At 61.8% G+C, this 24,020-nt stretch carries 26 protein-coding genes; 4 read left to right on the top strand and 22 right to left on the bottom strand.

The genetic code is table 11. The features are described from left to right. Positions 1–95: 95 nt before the first annotated feature. The 4 genes from NKI73_RS01840 to NKI73_RS01825 all read right to left on the bottom strand — a co-directional run bounded on the left by NKI73_RS01840 (position 96) and on the right by NKI73_RS01825 (position 4,173). On the bottom strand, positions 96–1,559 hold the full coding sequence (locus NKI73_RS01840; protein WP_352626923.1) for a RimK family ATP-grasp domain-containing protein: 1,464 nt from the start codon (positions 1,557–1,559) through the stop codon (positions 96–98). A 5-nt stretch (positions 1,560–1,564) separates the two neighbouring features. Then, on the bottom strand, positions 1,565–2,662 hold the full coding sequence (locus NKI73_RS01835; protein WP_352626921.1) for a peptidase C39 family protein: 1,098 nt from the start codon (positions 2,660–2,662) through the stop codon (positions 1,565–1,567). A 204-nt stretch (positions 2,663–2,866) separates the two neighbouring features. Continuing rightward, positions 2,867–3,658: an anti-sigma factor family protein gene (locus tag NKI73_RS01830; RefSeq protein WP_352626919.1), complete on the bottom strand. Its 792-nt coding sequence runs from the start codon at positions 3,656–3,658 to the stop codon at positions 2,867–2,869. Next, positions 3,655–4,173: a sigma-70 family RNA polymerase sigma factor gene (locus NKI73_RS01825; RefSeq protein ID WP_352626917.1), complete on the bottom strand. Its 519-nt coding sequence runs from the start codon at positions 4,171–4,173 to the stop codon at positions 3,655–3,657. The genes NKI73_RS01830 and NKI73_RS01825 overlap by 4 nt, the downstream gene beginning before the upstream one ends. Before the next feature lie 290 nt (positions 4,174–4,463). Between NKI73_RS01825 and NKI73_RS01820 the strand changes: the two genes are divergently transcribed. Both NKI73_RS01820 and NKI73_RS01815 read left to right on the top strand, forming a co-directional pair. Beyond that, entirely contained in the window at positions 4,464–4,718 is a 255-nt protein-coding gene (locus NKI73_RS01820) for a type II toxin-antitoxin system VapB family antitoxin (protein ID WP_023762078.1), read from the top strand. Further along, the gene (locus NKI73_RS01815) at positions 4,708–5,136 is read left to right on the top strand and encodes a type II toxin-antitoxin system VapC family toxin (RefSeq protein ID WP_352626916.1); all 429 of its coding nucleotides are present in this window, start codon (positions 4,708–4,710) and stop codon (positions 5,134–5,136) included. The genes NKI73_RS01820 and NKI73_RS01815 overlap by 11 nt, the downstream gene beginning before the upstream one ends. Before the next feature lie 2 nt (positions 5,137–5,138). Here NKI73_RS01815 and NKI73_RS01810 read toward each other — a convergent pair whose 3' ends face one another. From NKI73_RS01810 to rpoZ, 15 genes are all read right to left on the bottom strand, one after another. Next, the gene (locus NKI73_RS01810; RefSeq protein ID WP_352626915.1) at positions 5,139–7,904 is read right to left on the bottom strand and encodes a DUF2339 domain-containing protein; all 2,766 of its coding nucleotides are present in this window, start codon (positions 7,902–7,904) and stop codon (positions 5,139–5,141) included. A gap of 83 nt (positions 7,905–7,987) precedes the next feature. Continuing rightward, positions 7,988–8,506 carry a PaaI family thioesterase gene (locus NKI73_RS01805; RefSeq protein ID WP_352626914.1) on the bottom strand — a complete coding sequence of 173 codons (519 nt, stop codon included), beginning with the start codon at positions 8,504–8,506 and terminating at the stop codon, positions 7,988–7,990. Continuing rightward, on the bottom strand, positions 8,503–9,279 hold the full coding sequence (gene recO, locus NKI73_RS01800; RefSeq protein ID WP_352626913.1) for a DNA repair protein RecO: 777 nt from the start codon (positions 9,277–9,279) through the stop codon (positions 8,503–8,505). Before recO ends, NKI73_RS01805 begins: the two co-directional genes overlap by 4 nt. 136 nt (positions 9,280–9,415) lie before the next feature. After that, positions 9,416–10,510 (bottom strand): porin, encoded by a 1,095-nt coding sequence (locus NKI73_RS01795; RefSeq protein WP_352626912.1) that lies wholly within the window; start codon positions 10,508–10,510, stop codon positions 9,416–9,418. Positions 10,511–11,180: 670 nt separating this feature from the next. Then, on the bottom strand, positions 11,181–12,074 hold the full coding sequence (locus NKI73_RS01790) for an aminoglycoside phosphotransferase family protein (protein WP_352626911.1): 894 nt from the start codon (positions 12,072–12,074) through the stop codon (positions 11,181–11,183). An 87-nt stretch (positions 12,075–12,161) separates the two neighbouring features. After that, positions 12,162–13,088: a GTPase Era gene (era, locus tag NKI73_RS01785; protein ID WP_352626909.1), complete on the bottom strand. Its 927-nt coding sequence runs from the start codon at positions 13,086–13,088 to the stop codon at positions 12,162–12,164. Next, the gene (gene rnc, locus NKI73_RS01780; RefSeq protein WP_352626908.1) at positions 13,085–13,840 is read right to left on the bottom strand and encodes a ribonuclease III; all 756 of its coding nucleotides are present in this window, start codon (positions 13,838–13,840) and stop codon (positions 13,085–13,087) included. Before rnc ends, era begins: the two co-directional genes overlap by 4 nt. Beyond that, positions 13,840–14,589, bottom strand: a complete 750-nt coding sequence (lepB, locus tag NKI73_RS01775) for a signal peptidase I (protein ID WP_352626907.1) — start codon at positions 14,587–14,589, stop codon at positions 13,840–13,842. Before lepB ends, rnc begins: the two co-directional genes overlap by 1 nt. A gap of 78 nt (positions 14,590–14,667) precedes the next feature. Next, positions 14,668–15,081, bottom strand: a complete 414-nt coding sequence (acpS, locus tag NKI73_RS01770; RefSeq protein WP_352626905.1) for a holo-ACP synthase — start codon at positions 15,079–15,081, stop codon at positions 14,668–14,670. Next, positions 15,078–15,677, bottom strand: coding sequence for a DUF2062 domain-containing protein (locus tag NKI73_RS01765; protein ID WP_352626903.1), 600 nt, complete (start codon positions 15,675–15,677; stop codon positions 15,078–15,080). The genes acpS and NKI73_RS01765 overlap by 4 nt, the downstream gene beginning before the upstream one ends. Positions 15,678–15,934: 257 nt before the next feature. After that, positions 15,935–16,345, bottom strand: a complete 411-nt coding sequence (locus NKI73_RS01760; RefSeq protein WP_352626901.1) for a RidA family protein — start codon at positions 16,343–16,345, stop codon at positions 15,935–15,937. Between the two features lie 14 nt (positions 16,346–16,359). Beyond that, complete coding sequence (locus NKI73_RS01755) at positions 16,360–16,752, bottom strand: VOC family protein (protein ID WP_352626899.1); 393 nt, start codon at positions 16,750–16,752, stop codon at positions 16,360–16,362. A 10-nt stretch (positions 16,753–16,762) separates the two neighbouring features. Next, entirely contained in the window at positions 16,763–17,341 is a 579-nt protein-coding gene (gene pyrE, locus NKI73_RS01750; RefSeq protein WP_352626897.1) for an orotate phosphoribosyltransferase, read from the bottom strand. 113 nt (positions 17,342–17,454) lie between these two features. Continuing rightward, positions 17,455–19,683, bottom strand: a complete 2,229-nt coding sequence (locus tag NKI73_RS01745) for a RelA/SpoT family protein (RefSeq protein WP_352626895.1) — start codon at positions 19,681–19,683, stop codon at positions 17,455–17,457. 128 nt (positions 19,684–19,811) lie between these two features. After that, positions 19,812–20,213, bottom strand: a complete 402-nt coding sequence (rpoZ, locus tag NKI73_RS01740) for a DNA-directed RNA polymerase subunit omega (RefSeq protein WP_023762094.1) — start codon at positions 20,211–20,213, stop codon at positions 19,812–19,814. 328 nt (positions 20,214–20,541) lie between these two features. On the opposite strand from rpoZ, the gene NKI73_RS01735 reads away from it, so the two are divergent. Together NKI73_RS01735 and NKI73_RS01730 are read left to right on the top strand one after the other, a co-directional pair. Continuing rightward, a complete protein-coding gene (locus NKI73_RS01735; protein ID WP_023762095.1) occupies positions 20,542–21,123 on the top strand; it encodes a LabA-like NYN domain-containing protein in 582 nt (193 codons plus the stop codon). Between the two features lie 11 nt (positions 21,124–21,134). Continuing rightward, on the top strand, positions 21,135–21,791 hold the full coding sequence (locus NKI73_RS01730; protein WP_352626892.1) for a uracil-DNA glycosylase: 657 nt from the start codon (positions 21,135–21,137) through the stop codon (positions 21,789–21,791). A 42-nt stretch (positions 21,792–21,833) separates the two neighbouring features. Here NKI73_RS01730 and NKI73_RS01725 read toward each other — a convergent pair whose 3' ends face one another. The 3 genes from NKI73_RS01725 to dapA are packed head-to-tail and all read right to left on the bottom strand — an operon-like array spanning position 21,834 to position 23,946. Then, positions 21,834–22,544 carry a glycoside hydrolase family 25 protein gene (locus NKI73_RS01725; protein WP_352626891.1) on the bottom strand — a complete coding sequence of 237 codons (711 nt, stop codon included), beginning with the start codon at positions 22,542–22,544 and terminating at the stop codon, positions 21,834–21,836. 15 nt (positions 22,545–22,559) lie between these two features. Then, entirely contained in the window at positions 22,560–23,039 is a 480-nt protein-coding gene (gene smpB / locus NKI73_RS01720; protein ID WP_013532594.1) for an SsrA-binding protein SmpB, read from the bottom strand. Positions 23,040–23,064: 25 nt separating this feature from the next. Continuing rightward, on the bottom strand, positions 23,065–23,946 hold the full coding sequence (gene dapA, locus NKI73_RS01715; RefSeq protein WP_352626889.1) for a 4-hydroxy-tetrahydrodipicolinate synthase: 882 nt from the start codon (positions 23,944–23,946) through the stop codon (positions 23,065–23,067). Positions 23,947–24,020: the final 74 nt, after the last annotated feature.

The following is a 24,020-nucleotide window of genomic DNA, read 5'->3' as shown; positions in this document are numbered from 1 at the left end:
AATGCCTCTGCCACGTCCTTGTTTGTCGCCACGGAACGATCTCGAATTCCACCGGATCCGCCCATTCGAATGACCCAACGCCGCGTGACATCAAATTACCGCCCGGGTCGATCCAGCCGCTCCAGGAACCATTGCGTCAACCGCACCCAGACTTCGTCCTTTTCGCCGGAATCCTCCCAGCCATGGTCGAGGTTGGGATTGTCGTTGACCTCGATGACGAAGACGCCGTCCTTGGTTTCCTTGAGGTCGACGCCATAGAGCCCGTCACCGATGCAGCGCGCCGCCTTCACCGCCGTCTCGACGACATGCGCCGGCGTTTCCTTCAGCGTAAAGGTCTTGATGCCGCCCTGGTCGGGCTTGCCGCTGGCCTTGTGATTGACGATCTGCCAGTGCTTCTTGGCCATCAGATAGTGGACGGCAAATAATGGCTGGCCGCCAAGCACGCCGACGCGCCAGTCATACTCGGTCGGGATGAATTTCTGCGCGATCAGAAGATCGGAATCCTCCAGCCATTCGGTGGCAAGCGTCTTCAGTTCCTCGAAATTGGCGCATTTCTTGACGCCGCGCGAGAACGACGAATCCGGGATTTTCAGCACCAGCGGAAAGCCCAGTGTCTGCGCCGCAAGTTCGAGGTCCGAAGTGCCGGCGATCATCACCGTCGGCGGCACCGGCACCTTGTTGTAGGCCATCAGCTCGTTGAGATAGACCTTGTTGGTACAGCGGATCATCGACAGCGGATCGTCGATGACCGGCATGCCTTCCTGCTGGGCGCGGCGGGCGAAACGGTAGGTGTGGTTGGAGATCGAGGTGGTCTCGCGGATGAACAGCGCGTCGTAGTTTGCCAGTTTGGCAAGGTCCCGCTTGGTGATCGGCTCGATTTCGACGCCCATCTTCTCGGCGATCTTGGCCCAGTAACGCAGCGACGATATCTCCGACGGCGGCAATTCCTCATGCGGATCGACCAGCGTGGCGAAGGTGTAGCGTGCCGGCGTGCGGCCCTTGGTGTCGCGCCATTCGCGGTTGGTGTAGGTCTCCAGGCACTGGATGAAGCTTTTTTCCTCGTCCTCGGTCATCCGCGCCAGCGGATGGAAGCCGATCTTGCGGATCGAGGCCCATTCTGCGCTGTCCTTGATGTGGACTTCGAGCGCGGGTGCGCGGAACCAGTCGAACAACAGTTTGGCGAAGCGGTCCCAGATTTTCGACGGTCCGATGCCGAAGAAGATGCAGACCTTTTGCGGAAAGGGGCCGCCAAGATCCTTACGGCATTTGTTGAGCGCCAGTTCCAGTTCCGGCAACGCGTGCTCATAGAGCTTGCGCTCCGACAGGTCGATTATCGTCTCGACGGTCGGGATCACCTTGTGCCCGCGCGAGCTTGCCAGCAGCGAGGCATAGTAGCCGCGGCTCTGGTAGGCGTAATTGTTCGACAGGTTGATGACCTTCGGCCGCTGGCCGCGAAACAGCGACGGATGCGCGAGATAGTCGCGATTGGTGATGATCTTGTGTGGCGTCGCCACCTGGTCGAGATCGCTCTGCCTGCCTGTAAGAATAACCCAGGTCATTGTTATCAGCGCTTTCCCAGAGTGATGGCGGCACGCAGTCCGTCGCGGCCGAACTGCGCCATGTTCATGAAGATGCCGTAAGGCACGGGAATGTTGGCGGCATCAAGGATGGTCTCCTGCCTTTCGTCCTCGACCCAAGGATCGTGGATCAGGATATGGTCGCCGTCATCGCCGATCGCCAGCACCCAATGCGGCACCTTCTTGCCGAACATCAGGAAGCCGCTGATCAGCACCAGCACCAGTTTCCCCTGAGCGATCGCGGCCCTGATATCGTCGATGGTGAATGCACGGTAATTCACCGGGATGCCGTAAAGTTCCGCGCGCCGGCGAAAGTCGACCTGGGCCAGTTCCATCACCCGGCGCTTGTCCTCGCTGCGCACCGATTGCAGGAACAGCGCGCCGTAGAAGGAAACGTAGATCTCCGCCGCAAGCCCGCTTTCGTACCCCGAGACAGCGAGACCGAACGGTTCGCAACCACCGGGGCCCGACATCATGAAGACGGTCGTCGCCTCACGCCACAGGCGGATTTCCATGATCGGATCCGGCACGAAGCCACGATCGAAATTGGCCATGGCCATCATCAGGCAGCACGGGCCGCAGGTGAATTCGCAGGTCTGCTGATAGAACGGCACCTTGGTGCCGATCGGAATGTCGCCGCGCAGGGTTTTTTCATAGCGCAGTGCCGTCTCGCCATCCTCATAGTAGCCGGGTTCGCGGCCGATCTTGCGATAGCCGGCCTGTTCGTAGATCCGGATCGCGCGGCTGTTGTCCTCGCGCACCTCGAGACGCAGCATCATGCGGTCATGCTCGAAGGCGGCGTCTTCGGCGGATCCGAGCAGCACGCGGCCAACACCCAGCCCACCGAAAAACGGACTGGTAGCGATCGAGTAGAGGCGCGCCACGCCACTGCCCTTGCGAAACAGCACGATCGCATAGCCGGCCAGGCGGCCATCGACTTCCGCGACCAGTGTCTCGGCGGTTTCGCGCTCGATGAACAGGCGGAAGGAGCGACGGGAAATGCGGTCGCTTGAGAAAACAGCTTTCTCGATGGCGGCGAGGTCATCGACGTCAGATGCGCGGGCCGTGCGGATCTCGGCAGGCATGCGGCTTGAGAAAACCTCGATTGGTGGGGAAATGCCCTACTCGAAAACGTTCAAGACATCAGCCGAAATACTGACGGCCAGAAAGCGCTATCGCACCTCGAATAGGGCCGAATTGTGACAGATTCGACGGCAGTCGGCGATGTAAAAACGCGTTGAACCAGATCACCAATATAGATCGGTGTTGCCATCAAAAGCGGCGGCTGTTCAACCGGCCAGGCCGGCCAAAAGCTGGCCATAGGCGCTCTTTGCCACAACGGCCAATTGCTCGCGCGGCAGCGAGCCGACGACGGCGCAGCCATAGCCCTTGTCCAGCCAGTAGACGGCCCGGGGACCGTCTTGCGCCGATGCATAGGTTCCCTTGGCATTTTCCGCCGATTCCGCCGTGACGTAGAGAGATATGCGCTGTCCATTGCCGTCCTCGTATAGCAGCATGGCGGCCTTGCTCTCGCCCGCCGGCAACAGCCGGCCGCCGATCAACTGGAAACCGTTCGCGGTCAGGTCCGGCGCCACCAGCTTCAGCCCGACCCGGTTGGACAGCCAGGTTTGCAGATGGTCCTTGTCGCTGGCCGGCACTTCGACCGCATGCCGCTTTTCGGCGGCAAAGATGACATGGGCCGCGATTGCCTGCTCGGCCAGCCGATCTTCCGCAGGGTCTTCCTGCCCGATGCCGTCGATGCCGGCAAGGTAACCGCCAAGCCCGCCGGCGACCAGAAGCACTGCAGCTGCAGCGGCAAACCACCAGCGTGAGCGTGGCATAGCTGCCCTGGCCGATGGCTCGCCAAGCACGACCTTGCGCAACCGCGCCGGCACGGGTTCGTCCAACACGCCGGCGAAGGCGGTCCGCAACGCCGTCCGATCGGCAGTGAAGCGAGCGCTCTTGGCCTTCATCTCGGGATTGGCGTCGAGCCAGGCATCGTAAGCGGCGCGCTCGTCGCTGGGCAACTCGCCATCGAGCGCCATGTGGATGTCACGTTCGGAGAAGTCACGACGGATCATTTCTCGACGATCCTTATCGCACGGCGCCGCGCTGTGTCGTCCAGCAACCCGCGCAATTCCTCGCGCCCGCGCGCAATGCGCGACATCAGCGTGCCGGCAGGCACGCCTAGAATGTTGGCGGCTTCGGCATAGGAAAAACCTTCGATGGCAACCATGACAAGGGCTGCGCGGCGGTCGGGGCTGATCGCCTGCAACGCGTCGATGATCTCGCGCGAGGCGATGCTCTCCATCTGCTCGGCCGGCTGGGCAACGGCCTCGCCGGCTTCCAACGGCAGCATCGCCGCTTCGCCGCGACGGTTCACCTTGCGCATCTGGTCGATGAACAAATGATGCATGATCGTAAACAGCCACCTCCGGGGGCTTTCTCCTGTCTGCCAATTGTCGAGCCGCACAAGCGCCCGCTCGAGGCAATCCTGGACGAGGTCGTCGGCAGCGTCGCCGTCGCGCAAAAGCGAGCGTGCGTAGCGGCGCAGGCGCGGTATTTCGCCAAGGATTGCAGCCTTCTTTTCGTCCATGACCGCTGTTTCTGGGGTCGCCTTGTTGATCTCGATTGAACGCGTCTTCTCGGCGCGGCGCAAGCGGCCAGCGCGAAGCGGTCCGCCGCCCCGGTCACCCAAGCAATGAGATAACGACATGACCGACCGTTTTATTCCCCGGCAGAAAACGGAGAGGGTATCTCGTCTTTTCCGCACGATAGACGAAAACGCGTCCGGCAGAATTGAAAATCCGCCCGGGAGAATGTATATTCAAAATCGTATATTCCGTATATTCAATTTAAGATATACCTCTGACGAGGAACCCGAGTATGTCTCTTTACATCCGTGATGACGAGGTCGACGCGCTGGCTCGCCAGTTACAGTCTGCGATCAAGGCGCCGACAAAGACGGAAGCGGTCCGGATTGCTCTCAAGCGCGAGCTTGAACGGACGAACGCCGTCCTTCCATTGAGTGAGCGCATCAAGAAGTTTCAGGACGCTGCAAGCGCACTTGGTCCTCGTGACCCGAACTTCGACATGAAAAAATTCATGGACGAAGGATGGGGAGAACCTGATGTTCCTTGATGCTTCGGCTATCATCGCGATCCTCCTGCAGGAGGCAGATGCGGACAGTCTGCTAAAAAAAGCTGAAAGTGCCGACAAGCTCTATTTTTCTCCGAGCTCCGCATTCGAAGCGATCGTTGGGATAGCCCGCAGTACATCCCTGGCGGAAAACGGCGACCAAGCCCTGACACCAGCAGTCTTAATCGATCGGTGCCAAACGATCGTTGTAGGCTTCCTGGCCGAGCTTAGGGCTGTAGAGATACCAATAGATGCACGCATCCGCGAACTCGCCATCAAAGCCGCCCGCGACTATGGTCGATATTTGGGCCATCCCGCCAAGCTGAATTTCGGAGATTGCTTCAGTTACGCGTGTGCTAAGGCTCACCGGATACCGCTGCTCTACAAGGGCAACGATTTTTCGCAGACCGACCTGGCTTGAACCTACCCAATCTCGGACTTAGCCGCCCGCGTCAAAAGCCGCTGGTAGAACAGACCGATGCCGATCAACACCGCACCGAGGCCGATGAAGGACAGTGCCCTGAGCACGCCTTCCAGCTCCGACATGTCGAAGATGAAGACCTTCAGCACGGCGATCGCGATCAGCGCGGCGGAGGCAATGCGCAGCACCTGCGACTTCAGCCAGACGCCGGCGGTGAGCAGCGCGACGCCGATGATCAGCCAGAGCGCCGAATATGTGTAGGTCTCCAACTGGCCGAGCCCGCTCCACAAGCCGATGAACTCGCCCTTGAACAGCCGCCTGACCGACAGTGTGGCATAGGCCAGGGCAAGCACGGCCGCCACCACGGCCAGCATCTGCGCATACCATTTCGGCCGCTTGTCCCTGGCATAGAGCGCTAGCCCGCCGGCGGCGACCGCCGGCAAGAGATAGGCGAGGAACAACAGGTTGAACACCGGGATCCGGCCTGTTGATTCGTCTGTGAATAAAGGGTTCAGCACCACGAAATGCCGGACAACGATGAAGGCGACCGAGATCACACCGGCGGCCATCGAACCATAGCGCAGCACCGAGCTTGGCGAACGCATATCGATGGCGACCAGGATGGCGCCGGCGCCGATGGCGATCAGCGTGTAGATCGCCTGTTCAGCCAGCGTCATGGCACCCGTGTCGATGACGCCGCCATGCATGGCATGGCGCACCAGCATGGCGAGCGTGAGCAGCGCAAACAGTGCCGCCGCCGCTTCCATGGCGAGGCGCGGCCGGCCATTGCCAGCCATTGGTGGTGTGGGGGTGGTGCGCGCGAGTTGCCAGGCGGCGAAGCCGAAGGCCAGGGCCGGCACACCGTAGCCCGGCAACAGCCAGTTGAACACCGGTGTCGTGGAGAGGAACTCCGCACCGACGATGGTCGGGTCGAAGGCGACGCGGCCAAGCACGGCGATCACCGCGCCGACCGAAATCCAGCCGAGCACCGGATAGGAGCGCCAGCGCGTGGCCAGCGCCGGCACGATGGCCGCCGCACCGAGCAGGATGGTGGTCCAGCCGGAATCGAAAGCCATATGCATTAGCAGCAGGCCGGCGACGGCCGCACCGCCCAAGGCAAACGACACCGCGACGCCGCCCTTGAGCGGCGGTTCTTCGGCCCGCGCGATCCACTCGCCGCCAGCGGCGAAAACCACGACCAGCAATGCCGCGACGGCGGCGTAGACAAAGTCAAGGTCGAGATTGCCGAAGGTGAACCAGAGTGCCAGCAGGATGACCAGCGGGACGATGACGCCCCACGCTGCCCATGAGGCCGCGCGGATCTGCGTCTCGCCGGCGGACCTGCGCGCGGCCCAGAAGCCGGCGCCGATGAAGACCAGGCCAAGTGCGATGCCGATGCGCAATGTCAGCGCATTGGACGTGGCCACGGGCAGTCCATCGACGCCCAGGGCACCGCCCGAAAAATCGGAAGCGATCAACGTTGGCGGGATGATGCCGAGATAGATCAGCACCGTGACCAGTCCGGCTGCATAAAGCAGCGGCAGCGCCAGCCGGCGATAGAGCGCGACGGCCACCATCGCGGCTATCACCACCGCGCCCTGCAAGGCATAGCCGGCGGCGGCGAAGACCGGGTCGACCGACAGGCCCAGCGCCGAGAATGCGACGAACAGCCCAGGCACGATGGACGGCCAATCGAAAACCGTGGCTGGGCCGGCTTCATCGCCACGGCGAGCGAGCCAGACAAAAGCAAGCACGGCGAGCGTGACGGCGTCGATGAACAGGATGGCGGAGAGGTTCGCCCCCGGTGCATCGGTCATGTAGAGGATGGTCCAGGCACCGGTGCCGAAAAAGGCAGCCGCCATCAGCGCCTTCCAGTCGCGCATGCGGGCGATGATGCCGGTGGCGGTGAGCACGATCACGAGATAACCGAACAGCGCCCAGGGATTGGGCGCCTGCGAGGCGACCAGCACCGGCGTCACCATGGCGCCGACGAGGCCGATGCCGGCCAGCGCCTGACCATGGACAAGGGCGGCTGCGATCGTCGCCACGCCGATGGCGCCGAGCAGCGTGAAGGCAAGTGCCGGGCCGATGAAGCCGTAAATGCCATGCGCGGCATAGACGGTGCCGAACAGGATGAAGGCACCGGCAGCCGTCAGGATCGCTGGAATATAGGCGCCGGCAGCGTCTTGCACCGGCACCTTGAAGCCGGTGCGGCGGATGAATTCGCCGCCGGCGACCAGCACAAGGCCGAGCACCCCAGCCATGGTCAGCCGCACGCCCGGACCGAAAATGCCGGCCTCGATGGTGTAGCGGATCAGGAACAGGCCGCCCAGCGCCAGGGCGATGCCGCCGACCCAGACCGCCCAGCGGATGCCAAGCGCGGTTTCGACATCCGACTGGCGCGCGGCTTTCGCCGCTACGGCGGGTTCCGCTGCCTTCGGCGCCGCCTCGCTTGGCGTCCATGGCCCGGACACGACCTCACCAGTCGAGGCTTCCGCTTCCATAGCTGGCGCCTGTGCGGAGACCGGCTCGCTTATCACGGGCGAGGGAATGTCGGCCGCTGCCACAGCGGCCGGAGCCACATCAGCGGGCGCACTATCGGGCGCGGCCTGTTCGGACGGCTTGGCCGCGGGCGGCACGGCGCCGGAAAGAACCAGGCTGCGCAGCGCGCCAAGCTCGCGCTCGATAAGGCCAATGCGGCTTTGCTGACGCGAAATGATGACGAACAAGGCGATGATGGCGACAAGGCCGATCAGGCTTTCAAACATGGCGGTTCCCCCAAACCAGGCCAGTTTTCACTGACGTTCAGTCTCACTGACACTCAAATGCGGCGGCCAAACGGCCGCAAAACTCAACGTGCCGCCAGATTGGCCGCTGGAAAGATCGAGCATGTTTCGGTGCCGAAAGCCAGCAGCTTGCCGCCGGCATCCTTCAACGTAGCTTCCGAGACGGCCAACGTGCGGCCTTTGTGGACGACTTTGCCCTCGCAGACCACCTCGCCGGTTTTCGGTGTGATGGGCCGCGTTAAATTCACCTTGAACTCGGCCGTCGTATAGGCCTCACCCCTGACGAGCAGCGTCTGCACGGCGCAGGCCAGTGCCGAATCGAGTAGCGTCGCCGCCCAGCCGCCATGCACGCCGCCCAGCGGGTTGAGGTGGCGCTCATTGGGCACGCCGCGGAACACGGCACGGCCTTCCGACACTTCAGTCAGCGCGAAGCTGAGCTGGAAAGAGATCGGCGGCGCCGGATACTTGCCGTCGATGATGCGCTGCAGCAGCTCCAAGCCGCTGTATTTCAGGATATCGGCATGCGGAATGGTGCCGAGGCCGAGCGGCGAGACCCGGCCCGGATAAAGTTCGACCTCGCTCATGTGATGATTTCTCTGGCAGCGTCCTCGCCGACAATGGCCTTGCCGCGCGCGTCGTGTTTGCGCAATGCGGCGAGGAAGCCGGCGCGAGCGTCGGGCGGCTCTATGCCGCGCGGCTCATAGACGTGGCGGGTTAAGAAGAAACCGGTCAGCCGGAAGGCATCGTCGACCGCTGCCGGATCGGCGCGCAGGCCGGAGCCGCGCTGCAGAAAGGCCGGCAAGGCCAGCATCTTGTCGCGCCATGGCAAGCCTGCTTCGCGCGATACCGCGCGACCCGACTTCGGCGAGACATAGGCCAGGTCCTTGCGCGTGCCGGTGGCGGCGCATTGAGTGAGATCGAGACCAAAGCCGAGTTCGTCCAGCACCAGAAGCTCGAATCGCGCCACCAGTTCGCCGGCCGCATCGGCATCGTCGAGATGGGCGATCATCACGGCAAGCGTTTGGTAGAGACCTTCATGCGCGTCGCGCTCGGGCAACAAGCGCAAATGCGCCGCCATGGTCTGCAGTCCATAGACGGCGACGGCGCTGTCCATCAGCCGGGCGGCATTCATCTCGATCGCCTCGGCCTGGAACGTGCCGAGATGCTCGTCAAGCCGCGCCCGCCATAACAGGTCGACGCGATTGCCGGGCTGGAGCACGGGCTGCTGTTTGCGCGAACGGCCGCCACGAACAAGGCCGAGATGACGGCCATGCGCGCGTGTCATCACCTCGAGAATGGCGCTGGTTTCGCCATGCTTGCGGGTGCCGAGAATGATTCCCTCGTCGCGCCATTCCATGCCAAGAGCATTTCACCTGTTGGATGGCGAAATCAAGGGTTGGGTTTGGCGCCCGGAAAGCCGACATCTCACATCAGCATACAAAAACCACCCGCAGCGATGTGCTGCGGGTGGTTTGGTAAGGTCGGTCGATCCGTTAGAACGAGCGCTGGAAGCGAACGATGCCGCCGACGCCATCCTCGAACTTGTCGTCGAAATTTTTGAAATAATCGACTTCGGCCGTGATCGTGTAGCCGGGGACGATGGTGTAGGCGACGTTCGCGGCAACCGCGAAGTCCTGGAAGTCGGTGTAGGAGACCTGGGCGTTGAGCTGGACCTTCTTGTTGACGGTGTAGGTGCCGCCGCCCCAGACGGCGAAGTTGCCAGTCCATGGCTTGTAGAAGTTGGTCGCCTTGTTATCGTCGGTGCCGTAGCCCACCATGGCGAACAGGGTCAGATCCGAGGTCGCCTTGATGTCGAGGCGAGCCTTGCCAGCCCATTCTTCCCAGTTGCTGTTGTAAGCGCCGACCGCGGTGACCGCACCCCAGTCGCCCTTGTACTTTACACCGCCCACGACATGCGGAACGTAGCTGTCGATGGTCTCGGCGCCCGAACCTTCTTCGAGCGAGGCCACCGCCGAGAAGCCGTTGCCGGCATCGAAGTAGTAGCTGATCAGGTTGGTGTCCTTGAGGCCGTAAGGAATGATCGTGTCCTGGACGACGTTGCCGGCATAACCGATAAAGGAGTCATAGGCCGTTTCGTCCTTGCCGACGCGCAACCCGCCAAGCTGGATCCAGGCGAAATGCAGATCGGCAGCCTTGTTGCCGGCTTCGCTGTCGATCGCGAAGCCATCTGCGCCCTTGGCCGTGGTAACGCTACCGAAGTTGAAGCGCGTCTCGGTGTAGGTCTTCAACGTGCCGAGTTCGGTTTCCTGGCCCGTCCAGGTCTTCAGCGTGAAGCGCGCGTTCTTGTTCCAGGTATCGTTGATGCCGCCATCCTGGGAATCGATGGCTTTGGTGCCGTCCAGCACGCGATTGCCGTCGCCGAAGCTGGCGTCATAGCGGATGTAGCCGCCGATGCGCAGGCAGGTCTCGGTGCCCGGAATGTAGAAGTAGCCAGCGCCGTAGACGTCGCAGATCTTGACGTATTCGGCCGGTTCCGGTTCGGCGACGACGACAGCGTCCGCGGCACGAGCGCCGGACACCGCGATCAGTGCCGCGGCTGAGCCGAGAAGGAGGCTCTTGATATTCATTTGCTGACCTCTCCAGTCATAGTTTTAAAATGGCTTCGGATTTGTGGCTGGCGGCAATGTTTTCCCGCCTCACCCCCACAGTGAAAAGGGCTCGCACCGCTCCCCCTTTTCGGTCGCGAACATACCCATCGGTCTTCCGCCTTCAATGACGATTTTTGAAATAACTCCGATTCAGATAACAGAATAACGCTGTGTTGCACAAATAACACTTATGCACGCTGCGAATGGCACAATCGGCACAACGTCATATATTCAATATATACGCGGATTCTTTCGCGGCTAATTATACTTCAACGCATCAAATTTCCGCTATGGCGGTCAAATTCGCAATATCTACCTCGTTTTCGTGGAAATCGAACTGATTCCTGCCGCTGCTCTCCATCGCCAGATGACATTCATCTGAATGATCGCGCTCTATCGTCGTGATGAAGCATCGATGGTGCCCGCCAGGCCAACCGCCATTTTGCCGAGGCGATCGAAACTCCCAAAGCGCTGTCGCGTTGCCGATTGTGACAGCGGCCAAGCGCCGAAGACGATCTATGTGAGTTGGCTGCGCGAATGGAGGCAGATCGTGCCCGCAACGGCGAGGCCGCCGAACAATATGCCCTATGGAGCTATCCGAAATCTTTCAGAAACCGCTCGGGGTTTTTGGCCGCATCGACCAGGCGCCTCAAGCCCGCTGAGCGTGATCGACAAGCACTTCATCGATTACATGTCGGGATTTTTCAACCTCGACGGGATTCACGCCGATGTGTCCGGCCATCGTGATCAGCGCCTTCCACAGCGTCCAGCCACGACCCCGTGCCCACATGGCCTCGTCAGCCGAAAGACCAGCGCGAAACATCTCCCGGCTTTTGCCTTCGAACAGCGTCCATGCAATCGCCAGATCGCAGGCGGGATCACCGATGCCCGAAGTTCCGAAGTCGATCACCGCGCTCAGCCGGCCTTGCCTGACCAGCAGGTTTCCCCAACTGACGTCACCGTGGAACCAGACCGGCGCACCGTGCCATGTCGCGGCAAGCGCTGCTTCCCACACCGCACTTGCGGCGTCGGTATCGATCTTGCCGTCGAGGGCGGCGATCGCCTCCCGGGTTTCGCCATCGTAGACGCTGAGCGGTCCGCCGCGAAAGAAGTTGTGCTGTCCCGGCGCCGGTCCGCCGGTGGGATCGATACGCTGCAAGTCAACCAGGAACGCGGCCAAATCCGCCGCGAATTGCGACAGGCCGGCGATACGCTCGCGCTTTGCCGTCTCGCCTTCGATCCAGCGGTAGACGGACCAATGCCAGGGATAGTTTTCAGCCGGAACTCCCATCGCCAGCGGCACGGGGATCGGCAGCGGCAACAGAGCCGCCAGCCTTGGCAGCCAGCGATGCTCCTTTTCCACTTGTAGGGAATAGGCCGCGGCGCTCGGCAACCGCACGGTCATCTCGTCACCGAGATGAAAGGTCCTGTTGTCCCAGCCGCCAAACTCGACCGGCCTGACCGCAAGATCCTTCCAGCGGGGGAATTGCGTGGCGATCAATCGGCTGACAAGCGCTGTGTCGATGTTCAGCTTGCTGTCCATGGATCGGGAGCGGATTTGTTGAGCATGGTCTTTTCCGAAAACCGGTTCCGCTTTTCGCTGCGCGGACCTTCGGCTCGGGATCCTGCTTTAGCGCGGAAACTCGAGCCCCATCTCGCGGTAGCGCTCGGGGTCGTCGCCCCAGTTCTCGCGCACCTTGACGAACAGGAACAGGTGCACCTTTTGTTCGAGAATGCCGGCTATTTCCATGCGCGCCGCCTGGCCGATGGCGCGGATGGTTTCGCCCTTGTGGCCAAGCACGATCTTCTTCTGGCTGTCGCGCTCGACATAGATGGTCTGGTCGATGCGCACCGAGCCGTCCGGCTTCTCTTCCCATTTCTCGGTTTCGATATGCGAGGAATAGGGCAGTTCCTGATGCAGCCTGAGATAAAGTTTTTCGCGGGTGATCTCGGCGGCCAGCTGGCGCATCGGCAGGTCCGAAATCTGGTCCTCGGGATAGTACCAGGGACCGACGGGTAGCGTTTCAGCGAGATAGTCGAGCACGTCCTTGCAACCGGAACCGGTGAGCGCCGAAACCATGAAGGTGCGCTTGAACGGCACCCTTTCGTTCGCTGCCGCCGACAAGGCCAGCAGCGCCTCGTGCTTGACGCGGTCGACCTTGTTGAGGATCAGCACCATCGGCTGGCGCACATCCTTTAGCCGTTCGAGGATGGCGTCGGCGTCGCCCCTGATGCCGCGCTCGGCATCGATCAGAAGCAGCACGATATCGGCGTCCTTGGCGCCGCCCCAGGCGGTGGTTACCATCGCCGTATCGAGCCGCCGCCTCGGCTTGAAAATGCCAGGCGTGTCGACGAAAACGATCTGCGCATTGTCATGCGTGGCGATGCCGCGCACGATGGCGCGGGTCGTCTGCACCTTGTGAGTGACGATCGACACCTTGGCGCCGACCAACTGGTTGACCAGCGTCGACTTGCCCGCATTGGGCGCGCCGATCAGCGCGACGAAGCCGGAATGCGTGGGGGCAGCTTCCGTTGCCGGTTCTTCGGTGGCGGTCATGCCGCGCTCCCTTCATTAGAGCGCCGCGCGCCCTCCGTTTTTTGGGCCGGTGCGGTGGCCCAGACGCCTTCGCGCAAAAGAAATGCCGAAGCCGCCGCTTCTTCGGCGGCCCTGCGCGAGCCGCCGGTGCCGCTTATCGGCGCAAAGCCGCGGACCTGCAAGGAAACCGTGAAGATAGGCTGATGGTCCGGCCCTTCGCGCTTTTCGATTACATATTCGGGGCGCGCATCGCTGGTCTTGGCAATCCATTCCTGCAAATCGGATTTCGGATTGAGCGGCTTTGCCACGACCGTCCGCGAGCGCGGTTCCCAATAACGCAGGACGAACCGCCGCGCGGCGTCGATGCCACCGTCGACGTAAACCGCCGCGATCAGAGCTTCGACCGCATCCGCCAGATAGTTTCCGCCCGAGCCACGCGACCGCATCTTCAAGGCAGCGTCGGCCCGGACCAGATCCTCGAGCTGCATTTCGATGCCGATCTCGGAGCATGTCTTCGCATCGACCAGTGCGTTGAAGCGCGGCGCGATTTCACCCTCCGGCGCGTCAGGGAACTTTTCAAAAAGCATATCGGCGACGACAAGCCCAAGCACGCGATCGCCAAGGAATTCGAGACGCTGGTTGTTGCTTGCCGCCTTGACCGCACTGGAATGCGTCAAGGCGGTTTCGAGCAAGCGGATGTCTTGGAAGACATGGCCGGTCTTGGCCTTGACCAAACCGGCCAGTGTTTCGCCTGTCGGGCGCTTCAAAGCCATCAATTGACGAAGTGGAACAGGCGCGAAGCACGCATCAGCGACGGCCACTTCCAGATTTCGAGCGGGCTCGCCTTGCCGGCGATCGAGAAGAAAACAAGATTGGCGCGGCCAACCAGATTTTCCTCGGGGACGTAGCCGACGGTGAAACGGCTGTCGGCGGAATTGTCCCTGTTGTCGCCCATCATGAAATAGTGGCCAGGCGGCACGTCGAATTCGCGCGTGTTGTCGCCAATCGAGTTCGAATTCAGGTCGAGCGTGTCGTAGCTGACGCCGTTGGGCAAGGTCTCGCGATAGACATCGATAGGTCGCGATTCCTCGGTGATGTCGGGATTGTCGATCTGGCCGGTTTTCACACGCGGCACGCCGACGCCGTTGATGAACAGTTGGCCGTCCTTGACCTGGATCTTATCGCCCGGCAGGCCGACCACGCGCTTGATGTAGTCGATGGACGGATCAGGCGGGAACTTGAACACCACCACGTCGCCGCGCTTGGGCTCGGAGCCCCAGATGCGGCCCGAAAAAATGTCGGGGCCGAAGGGCAGCGAATAGCGCGAATAGCCGTAGGACCATTTGGTGACGAACAGATAGTCGCCCTCCAGAAGCGTCGGCCGCATCGATCCCGATGGGATCGAAAAGGGTTGGAACAAGAGCGTGCGGATGACCAGGGCGAGCAAAAGCGCCTGGACGATGACGCTGACGGTCTCGCCAAGGCCGCCGGATTTCTTCTCAGTTTTTTCAGCCACGCTCATGTCGTCCTCGATTGTGCGTTGGATGGTATAGAGTCTCGGCGCGCGCTGGGCAACGTCAATGCCGGTCGTCAGATGCAATCAATGTGGCGCTTCTTCGACGGGCAACGCCTCGATGATCACAAAGGCTTGAGCGAGCGGGAAATCGTCCGTGATGGTGAGGTGGATCGCCGCCCGATGGCCCTTGGGGAGGATTTTGGCCAGCCGCGCCTGTGCCCCTCCGGTCAGCGCCATGGTCGGCGCACCGCTGGACAGGTTGACGACACCCATGTCGCGCCAGAACACGCCCTGGGCCAGACCGGTGCCCAGCGCCTTGGCGCAGGCCTCCTTGGCAGCGAAGCGCTTGGCGTAGGACGCCGCACGCGCCCGGCGGTTCTCGGAGCGGGCCTGTTCGACGTCGGTGTAGATTCTCTGGATGAAACGCTGACCGTGACGCTCCAGCGACTTCTCGATGCGTCTGATATCGATCAGGTCGCTGCCGATGCCGATGATCATCGTGCGGCGGAACCGATGCTTGCGCTGGGATGAGACGATTGCTGATGCCGGCTTGCGCGCTCGGCCAGGCGCTTGCGCCGCTGCTCGCGGAAAGCGTTCATGCCCCATCGCGTGATGGCATAAAACAAGAGCCCGAAGACCAGTCCGAGCGGCACCGCTCCGATCAGCATCGGCTCAAGGATAGGTTTCCACAATTGCGCAAAGGACAGGTTGTGCAGCATCTCGCCCAGATGTGCCGGCGGGCCGTGCTGCGGCAGGCGGTCATGCAGGATGAGCTTGCCTGTTTCCCAGGAGGCGCCCCACAGCAGCGGAAATGTCAGCGGATTGCCGAAGAACACCGCGCCAAGCGCCGCCGCCACCAGATTGCCGGCGATCACCCAGCACACGACGGCAGCGATGATGAAATGGAAACCGACGGGAAAGAACGAAGCAAAGACACCGGCAGCGACGCCGGCCGCCACCGCATGCGGTGTGGCCTTCAGCCGCAGGATGCGCTTGGAAAAATATTGAAGCGAGCGTGAAAACGAGCGGCGCGGCCAAAGATAGGTGCGCACCCGGTCGAAAAGGCCATCAGGCTTGCGGCGTCGAAAAAGCACTCTGGTCCAATTCCTGGTTCACCAACACCACCACCCCAGCCATTCCAAGCCGGGGTACGACAGCCATATCCTGCGCTTTACGGTCGCCTAAAGGCAACAATGACTTTGATATAGCGACGGGCCGGCCGAAGAACAACCGACGGGCTGGCGGCGCTGGGTCGCTTGCGGCACTCGAGATCGGCGTTGGGCTGCCCAACATAGTACAATCACGGCGGATTTGAGGAAGGCCCGTAACCATCCCGCAGATTGTGAATGTTCTACGGCTGCCTGAACCGGTCGCGAGGAATTTCCGCAATCGCCGTGATCTCGATCAGCAAGTCAGGGTGATAGAGGCGTACCACCTGCACGGTGGTGGTGACCGGAAACGGTTCGGCGAAAAACTGCTTGCGAATGTCAGCCGCGGCCAAGAACTGTTCTATATCGGTGGCATGCTGGGCCAAAGAGATGATGTCGGCCGTCGTGCCGCCGACGGATACGAGAACCGCTTGAATGTTTTCCAATGTCTTACGGACCTGAGCGCGCATGTCGTTCTTGCCAACGATCTGGCCCTCTCTGTCGAGAGAAACCTGTCCCTTGAGATGAACGGTCTGACCTGACCCCTGGATTTTCAGCATCGAAAATGCACCGAAAGGCTGCCAGATCCCGGGTGGATTGAAGCTTGTAGCCATTCGAGATCAGACCTTCAGGTCTTGCCGCGTTCGTATTCGCTGACCTCGACGAGATTGCCGTCCGGGTCGCGAAAATAGATCGACATCATCGGGCCACGGGCGCCGGCACGTTCGACCGGACCGAGTTCCACCACCACACCGTTGGCCGCGACACGGGTGCTGACTTCGTCCAGCGGCCGGTCGGTGATCAGGCAGAAGTCGCCCGAGCCGGGCGTCGGCGCCCTGGCCTTCGGTTCGAAGGTGCGGCCGATCTCATGCACGTTGATCTTCTGATCGCCGAAAGCCAGCGCCGTCGGCCGGCCCGGCGTATCGATGCGTTCAAAGCCCAGCACGCGCTGATAAAAGGCGCAGGTCACTTCCAGCGACGCGACGGTCAGCACGAAATGATCGATGCCGGTGATCATCACCGCCTCCTCGTCAGATGTTGCGGCTGCCGGGCTTGATCGCCGGGATGGCGGCCAGCTCCGGCGGCAGCCGGTCGGCCGGATAGGCCGGAACCTCATATTCAGCGAGTGCGATCAGCGGCACGCCGACATCAGTCTTGCCCGCCGAACGGTCGATGATGCAGGCGGCGGCAGCCACTTCGGCGCCAAGCTCTCGCAGGCACTCGATGGTCTCGCGGATCGACAGGCCGGTGGTGACGATGTCCTCGACGATGACGACACGCGCGCCCCTGGCGATCTCGAAACGGCGCAGCCGGAACTCGCCCCCTTCCCGCTCGACCCAGATCGCCGGCACGCCGAGATGGCGCGAAGTCTCGTAAGCCGGGATCAGCCCGCCGATCGCCGGGCCGACGATGTAGTCGATCTTGCCTGGCACGCCAGCGCGGATCTTCTCGGCCAACGCCTTGCACAGACGCTCGGTCTTGTCGGCATGCATGAACACGCGCGCCTTCTGCAGGAAGACCGGACTGCGCAGGCCCGAGGTCAAAATGAAATGCCCTTCCAGAACAGCACCGGCCTCGCGGAAAATGCCCAGCACTTCATCAGTGTTCATTGTTTGCTCCATGACCATGGTGAATGGTGAATGGTGAATGGTGAATGGTGAATGGTAGTGAGCACCTTCTTTCACTATTCACTATTCACTATTCACTATTCACTATTCACTATTCACCCGTTCACACGCCTTGCATCGCTGACGCTCGAATTGTCCTTGAGCTGCGACAGCAGCCGGTTGAGGTGCTTCAGATCCCAGACTTCGAGATCGATCAGCATTTCGGTGAAGTCGGGCGCGGTGCGCACCATTGACAGCGTGTGAATGTTGGCGTCGTTCGACGCAACCACCTGGGCGATATCGGCGAGCGAGCCCGGCGCATTGATGGCGGTGACCGAGACGCGCGCCGGAAAGCGCTCCTTGGTGCGCTCGTCAATGTCCCAGCGCACGTCGATCCAGCGCTCGGGCTGGTCGTCGAAAGCCTGCAGCGCCGGCGACTGGATCGGATAGATGGTGATGCCGGTGCCCGGCTGGACGATGCCGACGATGCGGTCGCCAGGCACTGCCCCTTCCGGGGCGAAACGCACCGGCAAGTCGCCACGCACGCCGCGGATCGGCACGGCGCCGTCGCGCGGCTGATCCTTGTCCTTGCGCGCGGCGCGGCCCGGAATCTGGAACAGCATGCCGGCGGCATTGCGGATCTTCGACCAGCCCTCCTCGCGCGGCTTGGGTGCGGCCGTGGTGACGCGCTCGTCCTTGTAGTCGGGGAATACCGCCTTCATGACGTCGGCGGAGGCAAGCTCGCCTCGGCCGACGGAGGCCAGCACATCCTCGATGTCCTTGCGCGCCAGCCGGTGCAGCACCTGCTTCAGGCTCTCCTTGGTGAAAGTCTTGCCGGCGCGTTCGAAGGCGCGTTCCAGGATGCGAATGCCGAGACCCGAATACTGCTTGCGGATGGCGTTCTTGGTGGCGCGGCGGATGGCCGAGCGCGCCTTGCCGGTGACGACGACCGATTCCCACGCCGCCGGCGGCACCTGCGCCTTGGAGCGGATGATTTCGACCTCGTCGCCGTTCTTCAGCTCCGTCATCAGCGGCATGATGCGACCGTTGACCTTGGCACCGACGCAGGTATCGCCGACATCGGTGTGCACCGCATAGGCAAAGTCGATCGGTGTCGCGCCGCGCGGCAGCGCAATCAGCATGCCTTTCGGGGTGAAGCAGAACACCTGGTCCTGAAACAGTTCCAGCTTGGTGTTTTCGAGAAAGTCTTCCGGATTGTCGCCCTCGGCAAGCTGCTCGATGGTGCGCCGCAGCCAGGCGTAGGCGTTGGTCTCTTTCGAGATCGCGTGGGCGGCACCGTTCGTTTTGCCGCCGGTATCCTTGTAGATCGAATGGGCGGCAACGCCGTATTCGGCAATCTTGTTCATCTCTCGGGTGCGGATTTGCAGTTCGACGCGCTGGCGCGACGGCCCGACGATGGTGGTGTGGATCGATCGGTAGTCATTCTGCTTCGGCGTCGAGATGTAATCCTTGAAGCGGCCCGGCACCATCGACCACGCGGTGTGGATGGCGCCAAGCGCCCGGTAGCAGTCCTCGACCGTATCGACGACGACGCGGAAGCCGAAAATGTCGGACAGCTGCTCAAAGGACAGCGCCTTCGCCTCCATTTTGCGAAAGACCGACCACGGCTTCTTCTGGCGGCTCTTCACGCTGGCGTTGATCGCATGCTTCTCGAACAGCGTGGACAGCGCCTTTTCAATGTCCGTCAGCACCCCCTTGTTGCGCTCGAAGATTTCGACAAGCCGTGCAGTGACGGCGCGATAGGCTTCAGGATTGATGAAGCGGAAGGCGATCTCCTCCAGCTCCTCGCGCATGCCTTGCATACCCATGCGCCCGGCCAGCGGCGCATAGATGTCCATCGTCTCCTCGGCGATGCGCAGGCGCTTGGCCTCCGGCATATGGTCGAGGGTGCGCATGTTGTGCAGGCGGTCGGCGAGCTTGACAAGAAGCACGCGGACATCTTCCGAAATCGCCAGCAGAAGCTTGCGCAGGTTTTCCGCCTGCTCGGCCTTCTTCGATACGAGGTCAAGCTTCTTCAGCTTGGTCAGGCCCTCGACCAGCTTGCCCATTTCGGGGCCGAACAGATCGTCGATCTCGGCCCGCGTCGCCGTGGTGTCCTCGATGGTGTCGTGCAGCAGGGCGACCGCGATCGTCGCCTCGTCCATGTGCATTTCGGTGAGGATGGCGGCAACTTCGAGCGGATGCGAGAAATAGGGATCGCCGGAAGCACGTTTCTGGTGGCCATGCTTCTGCATGGCATAGACATAGGCCTTGTTGAGCAGCGCCTCGTTGACGTCAGGCTTGTAGCGCTGGACGCGCTCGACAAGCTCATACTGACGCATCATGGGCGGAATCTCGCGGTGCTGAAATGATTGATGCGCCGCACTAGCGTACGGCGCACCTCATAGATAGCCACGAAACTGACTGGACGGAAGTGCCGGAAACGTATTCCAGGCAGGTCCAGAGCGCTCGCTTAGTAGTCGTCGCTCTTTTCCGGCGGCACCAGACCCTCGATGCCGGCCAGGAGGTCTTCCTCGGTCATCCGGTCGAAGGTGATGTTCTCTTCGGTGTCATCGGCGTCGGTGGCCGCAACGGCGGCGCCGGTCTGATCGGCAATCGCCTCGCCATCGGCCTCGGGCTCGTCGACCTCGACATGCTTCTGCAGCGAATGGATCAGATCTTCCTTGAGGTCGTCGGGCGACAGTGTCTCGTCGGCGATCTCGCGCAGCGCCACGACCGGGTTTTTGTCGTTGTCACGCGGCACGGTGATCGGCGCACCCTGGCTGATCTGCCGGGCGCGGTGGCCGGCCAACAGCACCAGCTCGAAGCGGTTGTCGACCTTGTCGATGCAATCTTCAACGGTTACGCGGGCCATGGATGCCCCTTTCATGCGATGGATTTGATGGAAAACAGGCGCGGTCCATAACCCGAACGCCGCCAAAATACAAGCATCATGGCAATGGCTGGGCCGCAGGGCGCCCAATCTCTCGGTCAGACACCCGATTCCGCAAAACCAGCCTGCGCTTTACGCGTTCGGTGTTCCGATCACAATTGCTTGCGGTGCCGCAACACGCCCTTGGATTGCCGCGAAACTGGCGCTATCTCGAATGGCGTAGAGGTCAGCCGGTTTATTATGAGCCTGACCGAACGTCGCTATCGCATTTCGTTTAGACGGCCGTTTATTTCGAGAAGGAATATTTTCCATGTTCGACCCTCGTGAAAAAATCGCCCTATTCATCGACGGCGCCAATCTCTACGCGACGTCGCGCGCGCTCGGCTTCGACATCGATTATCGCAAGCTTCTGGCGAGCTTCCAGAAGCGTGGTTATCTGCTGCGCGCCTATTATTACACCGCACTGGTCGAGGATCAGGAATACTCCTCGATCCGCCCGCTGATCGACTGGCTCGACTATAACGGCTTCAAGGTCGTCACCAAGCCGGCCAAGGAATTCACCGACTCGACCGGCCGCCGCAAGATCAAGGGCAATATGGACATCGAGCTCACGGTGGATGCACTGGAACTCGCCGATGTCGTCGACCACTACGTCATCTTTTCCGGCGACGGCGATTTCCGCACGCTGGTCGAGGCGCTGCAGCGGCGCGGCCGCAAGGTTTCGATCGTCTCGACGATGGCCTCGCAGCCGCCGATGATCTCCGACGATCTGCGCCGCCAGGCCGACCATTTCATCGACCTGACGACACTGAAGAACGAGGTTGGCCGAGATCCGTCCGAGCGGCCGGTGCGTAGGCCCGAGCCCGCCGAAGTCGACGAGGACGACTATTGAGGCCGGTCGTCTTGACCGCCCCTTCTTCCCCCGAACCCAGCCGCGACTGCCCGCTCTGCCCACGGCTGCATGACTTCATCGCCGAGTGGCGGCAGCGCGAACCATCCTGGTTCAACGCCCCGGTGCCGACTTTTTTGCCGCCGGAGGGCGACGCCGCGGTTCAATTACTAATCGTCGGGCTGGCGCCCGGGCTGCGCGGGGCGAACCGCACAGGGCGTCCATTCACCGGCGACTTTGCCGGTGACCTGCTCTACTCGACGCTGATTTCGCACGGGTTTGCGCGCGGTGAATTCAAGGCCAGGCCCGACGACGGATTGGAGCTTGTCGGCACCGCGATCACCAATGCGGTGCGCTGCGTGCCGCCTGAGAACAAGCCTGTAGGCGCCGAGATTGCCACGTGCCGGACGTTCCTGGTGCCGACGATCGCCCGGTTCCCCAACCTGCGCGCCGTGCTGGCACTGGGATCGATCGCGCACCAGTCGACCGTGCGGGCGCTGGGCGGGCGCGTCGCCGCCTATCCGTTCAAGCATGGCGGACAGTTGCCGGCCGACGGCATCACGCTGTTTTCGAGCTATCACTGCTCACGCTACAACACCAATACCGGTGTGCTGACCGAAGCGATGTTCGTCAGCGTTTTCAGTCAGATAGCGGCGTTTCTGCGGACATAGAGGCTGTTTTTGCAGAAACAGAGACGGGTGTCGGCAGACTTATCAGCGTGGTGGCGCGGACAGCGCGGCCAACATGGCCGCCCCACCCTGCAGCACATTCAGATCGACATCGCCGTTGATGCCGTCGACGCGGCCCCTGTTGTGGTATTGCCAGTAGACCCAGTCGTCGCGGTCCGGCTCCAGAAGCAAGGAGCGAAGCCAGAGCCGGCGGGCAGCGATGCGCCCGGCAAAGATCTGTGCCGCCTCGTCGGTCAGATAGACGATCGCCGGCTTGCCGAACGCCGTCTCGACGGGGCCGAGGAATGCGGCCAGTTCAGTGCTCAGTTGCTCCGGCGTCGGCCGCTGCGGACAGTTGCCGCCGAACTCGATGTCGACGACCGGCGGCAGCAGCGGCTGATCGTGCGGCACCACCGAGATGAAATTCTTGGCCTGGTCGGCGCCAGACCGGCAAAAGGTGAAGAAATGATAGGCGCCGACAGCCAGACCGGCGGCGCGGGCCTCACGCAGATTGGTAGAAAAGGCATCGTCGACATGATCGCCGCCTTCGGTCGCCTTGATGACGGCAAAGGCGACATCATCGGCGGCTACACGCCGCCAGTCGATCTGGCCCTGATGATGAGAGACGTCGATGCCTCTGACGGGATACTTATCGCGGTCCGGCGAGAATGATCTGAAATAGAGATAGCCGCCTGCTGCAACGAAACATACCAAGCCCAGGCTGGCCAAACCAAAGAGGACAATCCGGTTCTTCAAACGAACGGCCCCAGCCTACCCACGCTCTTTTAAGAGCCGACCCTTCTCTCGCGACCAGTCGCGCTGCTTCTCGGATTCACGCTTGTCGTGCAGCTTCTTGCCGCGGCCGACCGCGAGCAACAGCTTGGCACGGCCCTGGTCGTTGAAATAGATTTTCAGCGGCACCAGCGTCATGCCTTCGCGGTCGACGCTCTGCGACAGCTTTGCCATCTCGCGCTTGTTGAGCAGCAGTTTGCGGCGACGTCGCGGCTCATGGTTGAAGCGGTTGGCCTGCAGATATTCCGGCAGATAGGAATTGATCAGCCAGATCTCGCCGCCTTCGACCGAGGCATAGCTGTCCTGGATGTTGGCCTGGCCCTGGCGCAGCGACTTGACCTCGGTGCCGGTCAGCACCAAGCCGGCCTCGACCGTGTCGAGCACCTCGTAGGAAAACCGCGCCTTGCGGTTTTCCGAAACGGTCTTGTTGTTGGGATCGGCTTTTCTGACTTGATTCATGATGTGGAGAGGTGGCGCCTCATCGCTAATTAATCAAGCCGGCGTGCTTCATCGCCGCATCGATCTTTTCGGCGGTCGACTGTTCGATCGTGACCAGCGGCGAGCGCAGCACATTCTCGACCTTGCCCAGCTGCGACAGCGCATATTTCGCGCCCGAAACGCCAGGCTCGACGAAGATCGCCTTGTGCAGCGGCAGCAGCCGGTCCTGCAATTCCAGTGCCTTGGCGCTGTCGCCGGACAGCGTCGCCTCCTGGAATTCGGCGCACAGACGCGGCGCGACATTCGAGGTCACCGAGATGCAGCCGACGCCGCCATGCGCATTGAAACCAAGTGCCGAAGCATCCTCGCCCGAAAGCTGGATGAAATCCTTGCCGCAAGTGGCGCGCTGCTCGGAGACCCGTTCGACCTTGCCGGTGGCATCCTTGACGCCGACGATGTTCTTGAAGTCGTGCGCGAGCCGGCCCATCGTCTCCGGCATCATGTCGATCACCGAGCGCGGCGGGATATTATAGATAATGATCGGCAGCTTGGTTGCCCTGGCGACGGTCGCGAAGTGCTCGTACAGGCCGCGTTGTGTCGGCCTGTTGTAATAGGGCGTGACGACCAGGGCAGCATCAGCGCCGGCCTTCTCGGCATACTGCACGAGGCCAACGGCTTCCTCGGTGTTGTTGGAACCGGCGCCGGCAACGACTGGAACGCGTCCCTTGGCAACCTCGATGCAGACCTTGACGACTTGGCGATGCTCGTCATGCGACAGCGTCGGCGACTCGCCGGTCGTGCCCACGGGAACCAGTCCCGTCGTGCCCTCAGCGAGTTGCCATTCGACGAACGCGCGAAAGGCTTTCTCGTCGAAACGCCCGCTCTTTTCGAACGGTGTCACGAGCGCAGTAAGCGAGCCTCTCAGCATATCGTCCAACTCCTTGGGACTTCTTTGTTCATGCAAGTCGTCGTCCCAAAACCGGTACCCACTTTTGGGCGACA

Source organism: Mesorhizobium sp. M0496 (genome assembly GCF_040321205.1).
Taxonomy (GTDB): Bacteria; Pseudomonadota; Alphaproteobacteria; order Rhizobiales; family Rhizobiaceae; genus Mesorhizobium.
Note: the sequence above shows the minus strand (reverse complement) of the source record. Positions and strands in the feature narration are given on the sequence as shown.